We start from the raw sequence: 8,334 nt of genomic DNA, 5'->3' as shown, positions 1-8,334 counted from the left end.
AAATAACCATTGATTACCCCTTAAATTTTGATTACTTCCTTTCATTTCCCAACTGCATCACAAAAGGGGCAGGCGGTTTTCCGCCTGCCCCTTTTGTGATATCAAAGTCAGAAGTTTTTATCCTTTTATCTTCACATTTTTCTCCCGGATAAAAACGCCCTCATATTGTTTCATTCCAAACCGCCGGGTGAAGAGCTCACATTTACAGAGAAACAGATAATAGATATTGAGCCCGCATTCGTGGAGAGACTCAAAGTTCCCCTGCCCTTTGGAGATAATCAGGTCCGCCGTCTTGATCTGATCCCGCACCTCAGGGAGAACCGCCGGCAGATACGTTCCCGGAATGGCTGTACCGTTGCCGATGACCGGCACCAATTCTGTCAGCCCAACTTCCCTGGCATCGATGAGGGTGGCGTCATTGACCGCCTCTTCCCCCCGCACCACAACTGTGATCTGAAGCTCGGGGAATTGGTGGAGCAGCTGGGAAATCAGCAGCTTGTCCGCTACAATTTCCCCACAGTTATCTGTCAGGTAGACCAAGCTTTTTGCCTTCTTTAGGTCCTGGAGAAAGTCCTCATAGGTTTGGGAATCCAATGTCTCGGAGAGCGCTCGGTCCAACAGCTCCTCTAATTTTTCCTTGGATACATCCTGCATAGCGCCGAAATCAATGTAATTTCCGGCCCTGGCGTAGAGCATTGCCGCTGCCAGCGGATCCTTGGCGGCAGCAATCTTTTCCTGCAGGTCTTTTTCGGTTTTCAGCATCATCAGGTTGTAGCTGCGGTTGGTCTCACGCCAACTGGGCTGGGGCCCCAGCATCTCCTCCTGAAGCTTCTTTAAATGGATGGACTTTGCCGGCGCCGGTTCCCCGTTGTCTTCCGCCAGAATATGCAGCACCCGGATCATATAGTCCTTTTTCATGGCCTCGTCCTTAAGCGGCCGGATTCTCTTTTCCTCCCGTCCCACAATACAGCTGATGCAGGATGCATTGAGATTCATCTCTATCCCTCCTAAGTCTTCTTTATGATACCCCTTTCCCCCGCATTTGGCAAGGCAAGAGCCCATCAGATGAGATCTAAAGAAGCACGTGCCCGCTTCCCATGAGATAGAAAAACAAAAACCCTCCGAGGGTTCGGAGGGCCTTTGCGTTTTCTTACTTGCGGATATCCAACAGCTTCTGCTTGAGCTCGCCTTCAATACGGCCAAGCTCCAATTCCGCCGCACGGCGTTTTTCCCGGCCTTCCTCCTGAATGCGGACAACCTCATCCAGGGTGGAGATCAGGGTTTCGTTGGTATGTTTAAGGGTTTCCATATCCACAATGCCCCGCTCCGATTCCTTGGCGGTCTCCACGGTGGCCATCTTCAGCGTCTCCGCGTTTTTGCGCAGCAGCTCATTGGTCATATCGGTGACCTGCCGCTGGGCCTCCGCCGCCTGCTGGGAATGTGCTACACCCAGCGCCAGCACCATTTGGCTCTTCCACAGGGGGATGGTGTTGACCAGGGTAGACTGGATTTTATCTGACATCAGGGTGTCATTGGATTGCACCAGACGGATCTGGGGCGCCATCTGGATGGAGATCATCCGGGTGAGCTCCAGGTCATGGATTTTCTTTTCAAAACGGTTGCATTGCGCCGCCAGGTCATTGGCTGCCTGGGCATCCTCAGGGAGTCCCGATTCCTTAGCCTTTTGTGTTAAAACGGGAAGCTCCTGTTCCTGTACCTGTTTCAGTTTCTTTTTACCAGCCAGGATATACATGGAAAGCTCTTTGAAATAGACCTTGTTGAGTTCATACATTTTATCCAGCATCGCCACATCCTTCAGCAGCTGGATCTGATGTCCTTCCAAAGCATGGGAGATTTTATCCACATTGGCTTCTGCTTTATCATATTTGGCCTTCAATGCGGTAATTTTGTTGGAGGTGCGCTTAAAGAAGCTAAAAAATCCCTTTTCATTTTCCTCCACATCAAAGCTTTTGAGCTCGGTGACCACACCGGAGATCATGTCCCCAATTTCCCCCAGATCCTTGGTCCGGACATTGGACAGGGCGGTTTCTGAAAAGTCCGCGATCTTTTTTTGAGCACCAGCGCCGTACTGGATCACCATATTGGAATTGCTCAGCTCAATTTTCTCCGCAAACTCCGCTACCATCTCCCGCTCTTCTTCGGTCAGGTTGCTCTCATCCAAAACCGCTTCCTCCGGCGGCTGGGCCGGAGATGTTTCCGCGGCGGCAGGCGCAACCGGCGCTTCTTCTGCAAAAGGTTCTAGGGTCAAGCTGGGGACTTCTTTGATTTCTTCGCTCATGCCAAGATTCCTCCTTTGGAATTTCAAATTGAGAAACGGGCTTTATCGCCAAACTTCTATTTTTCTCCAGAGCCGAACTTTTCCTCTGTCAGGCCCTCCTGAGCCAGCATGGTTTCTAGAACGGAAATATCGGTGGAAATATCCATGGCCACATCTTCAAACAGACCATCCAGCAGATTTTCAAAGGCCAGATTAATGGTATCCAGGGTATCCTCAATCTCCTTTTTCGCGGAGATGATGTTCTCCCCCTGCACCGGTTGGGCATCAAAATCCCGGTAAGCGCCCACCAGCTTGAGGGTGATGGGGAGATAATAGCTCATAAACTTCCGGATCTCCGGCTGCTTCTTGGGATGTTTCTCCACATACTCGAAGATCTTCGTTGTCACATTCTCTAAACGATCTAGCTTCTGGGAGATGATTTCTCCCGGAATGGCGTCATTGGCTTGCCGGATCTCCTCCCGGTAACGGGCTCCCTCCACAAGCATCTCATGAAGGGCCGCCGCCTCCGGATCCTTTTCCCAAAGCTCTTTTTCCTTCCGCTCCTCTTCTTGGCGTTTTTTCAGGTTCTCCTGGGTCTTCAGGTACTGGGCGTAGGTTTCTTGATCGGTCATGATGCAAGTTTTCTGTTCATCCATATGGCCCTGGGGAAATAGCCTTTTTTCTATCATTTTCTGCAGATCCCGGGCCACATATTCCTCCGGCAATCCTACCGCTTCGGATAACTCCTTGACAGTGGCAAAGTTTCTGCCCTGCAATTTCGCCGCGTAAACCCGAAAACGCTTGATCCAGTCTCTTTTGCTCTTCCCTACGCAGAGCAGTACAATGCTGCCGATCAGAAGCAGGAATAAAGAGGCCAATTCGGCCAAGGATTCAAGTCCGCCGCCGATAAACTGGAACACTGTATTTACAATAGAAAAACTGAACAAAATGGTGAAGATGATCCCCAGCACCATCATCAGGGTACCGGTATCCGACGGGTCCTTGGCCCGGTAGGTGGCTCTATACTGCCGGTTCATAGTCGGCGGAGTATAAGGCCGGAAAGGCTGCTGTCCGGCTGGGTTTCTACTTTGCCAGCGCTGGCTTGCTCCCCGCCACTGGTTCTGTCTGGGGGGCGCCTGCCACTGGCCTTGGTTGGGAGGGACCTGTTGTGATCCCGGCTGCCACTGACCGCTTCTATCCGGACCTTGAGGGTTGTAGGAATCCCGAAAGGGTTCCTGCCCGAAGGGAGGTGGCTGGCTTCCCGGAGTACGTCCTATATTCCTCACAGCAGAATCTATAGATGTCCTCAGGTCATCGAAATCTTTGGAGTTTAAAACATTGCGCACTGCTCTTCCAACTTCTCTCCCCAACCTGGACAACTCGTCTTCTCTCATGCTCTTCCTCCATTCTGTGGAACGAAACACAAATAATCAAATTCATTATAGCGGATTCAGGGCAAAATAACAATAACTGTGAGAATTTGTTTAAAAAGATTCTCCTATGTTCCGAAATCACCACCGCAAAAAGCGCTGGATCAATATCATTTGATCCAGCGCTGGTATCGTATAGATTAGGTAGTTGGTAGTTCCCTGCAAAATTACCGGCAAAAACCGCGGGAGAAAATCCGCCGGATATTGGTAGCCGTAATCTGCGGCGGAAGGCTATTGGTCATGATCCCGTTAAACAAGATGCTGACAATATCGCCGGCACAAAAACACCCTGTACAGTCTGTATGCACCACTACATCCTGGCCGTTTGCGCGGTTTCTTACAAGCAGGCTGTCATCCCTAACCTCCCGGACTGTGGCAATCATCATCATCTGTGTTTCACCCCCTGTAGAAAAATATCGTACAGAATCATCATATGCCCCTTTCTTCCGGCCGGCCTCTGCCGGGCGCCGTTTTCCGCGGCAGTTTTTACACGCTTTTTGTTTTTCTTGTGGTTAGTCACCAACTTTTATAATTGCCGGATAAAAATCTGGCTGAAAAATTTTTATCCCAGCAGGAGAAGCGGAAGACACTCTTTTTTCAGTCAGATCTCTCTGCGAGCCTGAAGGATGAAGAAACAGGCCTTTGAAGTTTTTATAATTTTGTACTTTCATCCAATTTGTCACACTAAAATTCATTAGATTGATTGAAGAAGTTCTTCTCTTGTATGAAAATACAGCAACTTGTTAGTACATGTCTAGATGATTTTTATAAAAAGAATTTGATTCCTTTGCTATTTTACCGGAATATTCAAAGTGCAAATTTCCGGATTTTAAAAGGGCAAAATGTGCGATCATTGTACAGTTTTTCTGCCGGTGCTATAATCAGTTTAAGTGAAAAATTATGAGAGAAAGCCCCTAAAATGGCTGTTTGGGGCCTATTGAGAAGCCTTTTCCCGCAAGAAGTAACCGGTCGAAAGGCTTTAAGGGAAAACCCGCGGAAGGTTGCCCCTGAGGTTCTCCCTCGGAGCCTTAAGATAAATCAATTGAAAGCAAATGGAGGCTGCTTATGAGAAGAAGAGTATACTCCGGAAAGCCGGGACGGAGGATATTGTCCCTTGTGCTTTCCCTGATGATGGTGCTTTCCTGCCTGTCGGTCAGCGCCATCGATGTTCCTGCTGATGGTCCTGCGCCTTACAGCGTTACGGACAACATTTTTGACGGCACCTTTACCGGCGACTGCTCGGTGGATAAGGATGCCGGTACCATCACCGTCAATCGTCTGGAAGACAACAACCACGTCATTTCGGAGGTGACGGCTGATGCCTTCATCCTGGAGGCGGATGTCTCTTTTCCTGACGGCTATGTGGACGCCGGCTTTATTTTCGGCGTCACCGATCGGGAGGCTCCCGGCACCGACTGGACTGCCGTCAAGATTGGATTTTCCAATGTCCGGCTTTTCTCCGACCATGCCGGCTCCAATCTCAATGAATACGGGAATCTGCCCTCTGGCGCCTTGGACAATGAAAAGGTTCACCTCAAATTGGCGGTGACAGAAGACAATATCGTCAGCGTCTATGTCAACGGCCAGGCTGTCATCTCCCACCAGTACGACGCCTACCACAGCGGCTACATCGGATTTACCAGCTATTTTGGCAGCGCAAAATTTGAGAATATTGTCCTGCGTGAGAACACCGAGACTCCCCCCGCAGAAAATGAGGAATCCCTGGGCGGCTGGACCGGTTCTCCCATTGTCGATCCGCTCACCGGAGCGGTCACTGTGCCTAACAACAATGGTAACTTCCACACCCTTTCCGAAACCAAGGGCAACGCCTTTACCATGGAGGCGGACATCACCTTTTTAGAGGGCGGAGACGCTGGATTTTTGTTCTCCACCGTCAACCGCACCGACCTGGGGGTGGATTGGATCGGCATCAAAGCCACCTATTCCCAGCTTCGTCTTTTTGACGAGGGCAATCAAGCTGGTCTGGATATCCGGGAGCCCATTCCTGAGGGCGCCATTGTAGATGGAAAATTCCATCTCAAGCTGGATGTGGACGCCGAAGGCAATATCAAGGTCTATCTCGGCAACAACCCCGATCCCATCATCTCCACCAACTATGACGAGTATGCGGCCGGCTATGTCGGCCTGACCACCTATTGCTGTGAGGCGAAGTTTGAGAACATTCGCTTCTTTAACAACGATCCTGTTGGTTTTACCACCAATTTAAACGGTATTCACGGTGTCCAAGGCGACTGGAGCACCACCTCCCGGGGTTATCGGGGCAACAATATCGGAGGCGGGGACATGTTCGCCATGTTTACCGACACGGTGGACAGCAGTGAAACCTTTGTCTTCGAAGGGGACATGCACCTTGAAAACAGCGACGGCATCGGCGGCCTGGTCTTCGGTGTGCAGAACCCCGACGATCCCTATTCCCACTGGTACTGCATCAATGTGGGCAAACGGTGGGGCACCCAGACCAAGATGCTCAAAAATACCGGTGGTACCGAGGTCTGGAATATCCAACGCGGCCTGACCCAGGCAGAAATTGAGAAAAAGGATTACCACCTCCGCTTGGAAGCTTTGGAGGGCGGCACCTTTAACTTTTATCTGGATGGCGGCCTGGTGGGCACCTATGTAGACGCCGATTTCACCGGCGGATATTTTGGCCTAATGACCAACGGCGGCGACGTTACCTTTAATAACGTCAATTATTATCCTGCTCAAAATCCGCGTATTACCGATATGCAGCTCTCTGGCGCCCAGCTCTCTGAGCCCTATGTGGAAGGGAAAGCTGAGTATTTAGCTGTCGCCGACGAGGGTTCCGATTCTGTCTCTATCACCCTGACGGCTCCGGAGGATTTTGTCCTCTCCATCGACAAGCAGGAGTGCGAGAGCGGTGTGGCCGCGACAGTTCCCCTGAATGCCATCGGCTATACAAGTATTTCCATTAAGGCGGAAGATCCGGTGGGGCACATTTCCCGTACCTTTACCCTGCGGGTGCGCAAGGACGCGGATCCCGAAACCGTCTACAACGAGAAATATCGTCCCCAGTTTCACTTTACGCCTCAATACGCCTTTATGAACGACCCCAACGGCATGCTCTATAACGCTGCCACCGGGGAATACCACTTCTTCTACCAGACCTATCCATATAGTATGTCTCCTACCGATGAGAAGCACTGGGGACATGCTGTATCCAAAGATCTGGTTCATTGGACCCAGCTTCCCCTGGCCCTCTCCCCCGATGAATACGGCAACATGTGGTCCGGCAGCGGATTTATCGACTACAACAACACGGCTGGATTCTACGACGAGTCTGTCCCGCCGGAAGCGCGGATGGTCCTCGCATATGCGATTGTCCGGGGCAGCGGCGCCACCGGCCTTGCCTATACCGAGGACGGCGGCCTGACCTGGACCAAATACCAGGATGGAGCTCCTGTGCTGGCCGACGGCTGGTGCGCTGACCCCAAGGTCTTCTGGTATGAAGACGCAGAAATGGCGGGCGGCGGCACCTGGGTTCTGCTGACCTCTGGTGAAGTTAAGATGTACACCTCTCCTGATCTGAAAAACTGGACCTACAACAGCACATTGAAGCTGAAAAACGGCAACACCATCAGCTGGGAGTGCCCGGATATGTACCAGGTAGCTGTTGACGGAGATTCCTCCAACAAAAAATGGGTCTACAACGCGGCCGGCTCCTTCTATCTCATCGGAGACATGGTCAAAGATGGGGAAGGAAAGCTTTCCTTCCAGCCGGAAACCGATCCTTTGCGGTACAACGGTGATTCCTTCCAGTTTAATGCTGATCTCAGCGAGCTGGAAAGCCGCGGCGATCAGACTGTTTATGCCACCCAGACCTTCTACGCCGCTCCCGATGATCGGATTATTTCTGTCAGCTGGCTGAGAGAATCCGCCTACGCTTTGGATGAGACCAAGGTTTGGAACGGCGCTATGACCGTACCTCTGGAAACCACCCTACGCACCACTGACGACGGAATCCGGATGTACAGCTATCCTGTCAAGGAGCTGGAAAGCCTGCGGGATGAACTGATCTATTCGGGCACCGGCGTGGAGGTCACCCCTGACTCCGCCAATATCCTGGATGGAAAACAGGGCACCCTTATGGACATCGAAGGTGAATTTACCCTGGGCGACGGCGTCACCGAATTTGGTTTCAAACTGCGCAAGGGTGACACCCAGGAGACTGTTGTCAAATATGATGTCGCCAATCAGCGCTTGGTGATGGATAAGAGTAAATCCGGAATCTCCTATACCGGTGTCAGCTATATGGAGCTTAAGCCTGAAGGCAATAAAATTAAGATGCGGATTCTAGTAGATTCCAGCGCCATTGAGGCCTTTGGCAATGACGGTATTTCCGCCGTTAGCTCTGTTTTCTTCCCTGATCCTGAAAGCAACGGTATGGAATTCTTTACAAATGGCGGCAATGTCACTGTGGATAGCCTCAACATCTATTCCATGAACTCTGCCTGGAAGGAACCAGCGCCCGTTCCCACCGAGCTGAGCAATCTGGAGCTCTCCAACGGTACCCTGGATCCTGCCTTTGACAAGGATACCCTGAACTATACCGCCACCGTGGCAAACTCTGTCTCCTCTGTCAAGGTC

Annotated in this window: 6 protein-coding genes; 1 reads left to right on the top strand and 5 read right to left on the bottom strand. The window is 51.2% G+C overall.

The features are described from left to right. Positions 1 to 117: 117 nt before the first annotated feature. The 5 genes from ACZ25G_RS09705 to ACZ25G_RS09685 form a co-directional block, all read right to left on the bottom strand. A complete protein-coding gene (locus ACZ25G_RS09705; protein ID WP_463682312.1) occupies positions 118 to 996 on the bottom strand; it encodes a damage-control phosphatase ARMT1 family protein in 879 nt (292 codons plus the stop codon). A gap of 154 nt (positions 997 to 1,150) precedes the next feature. Next, complete coding sequence (locus ACZ25G_RS09700) at positions 1,151 to 2,299, bottom strand: toxic anion resistance protein (protein ID WP_191509396.1); 1,149 nt, start codon at positions 2,297 to 2,299, stop codon at positions 1,151 to 1,153. A 56-nt stretch (positions 2,300 to 2,355) separates the two neighbouring features. After that, complete coding sequence (locus ACZ25G_RS09695; protein ID WP_463682311.1) at positions 2,356 to 3,315, bottom strand: 5-bromo-4-chloroindolyl phosphate hydrolysis family protein; 960 nt, start codon at positions 3,313 to 3,315, stop codon at positions 2,356 to 2,358. A gap of 560 nt (positions 3,316 to 3,875) precedes the next feature. Then, positions 3,876 to 4,097 (bottom strand): hypothetical protein, encoded by a 222-nt coding sequence (locus ACZ25G_RS09690; protein ID WP_463682310.1) that lies wholly within the window; start codon positions 4,095 to 4,097, stop codon positions 3,876 to 3,878. A 123-nt stretch (positions 4,098 to 4,220) separates the two neighbouring features. Continuing rightward, a complete protein-coding gene (locus ACZ25G_RS09685; RefSeq protein ID WP_463682309.1) occupies positions 4,221 to 4,403 on the bottom strand; it encodes a hypothetical protein in 183 nt (60 codons plus the stop codon). 370 nt (positions 4,404 to 4,773) lie between these two features. On the opposite strand from ACZ25G_RS09685, the gene ACZ25G_RS09680 reads away from it, so the two are divergent. After that, the coding region (locus tag ACZ25G_RS09680; protein WP_463682308.1) for a GH32 C-terminal domain-containing protein at positions 4,774 to 8,334 on the top strand (3,561 nt) is incomplete at its 3' end.

Source organism: Zongyangia sp. (genome assembly GCF_965361945.1).
This window is presented reverse-complemented; position numbering and strand designations above follow the sequence as displayed.

What these genes read in the sequence shown, in the direction of transcription:
- ACZ25G_RS09690 (WP_463682310.1), bottom strand. Translation starts at nt 4,097, where the DNA reads ATGATGATGATTGCCACAGTCCGGGAGGTTAGGGATGACAGCCTGCTT.
- ACZ25G_RS09695 (WP_463682311.1), bottom strand. Translation starts at nt 3,315, where the DNA reads ATGAACCGGCAGTATAGAGCCACCTACCGGGCCAAGGACCCGTCGGAT.
- ACZ25G_RS09685 (WP_463682309.1), bottom strand. Translation starts at nt 4,403, where the DNA reads ATGAATTTTAGTGTGACAAATTGGATGAAAGTACAAAATTATAAAAAC.
- ACZ25G_RS09700 (WP_191509396.1), bottom strand. Translation starts at nt 2,299, where the DNA reads ATGAGCGAAGAAATCAAAGAAGTCCCCAGCTTGACCCTAGAACCTTTT.
- ACZ25G_RS09705 (WP_463682312.1), bottom strand. Translation starts at nt 996, where the DNA reads ATGAATCTCAATGCATCCTGCATCAGCTGTATTGTGGGACGGGAGGAA.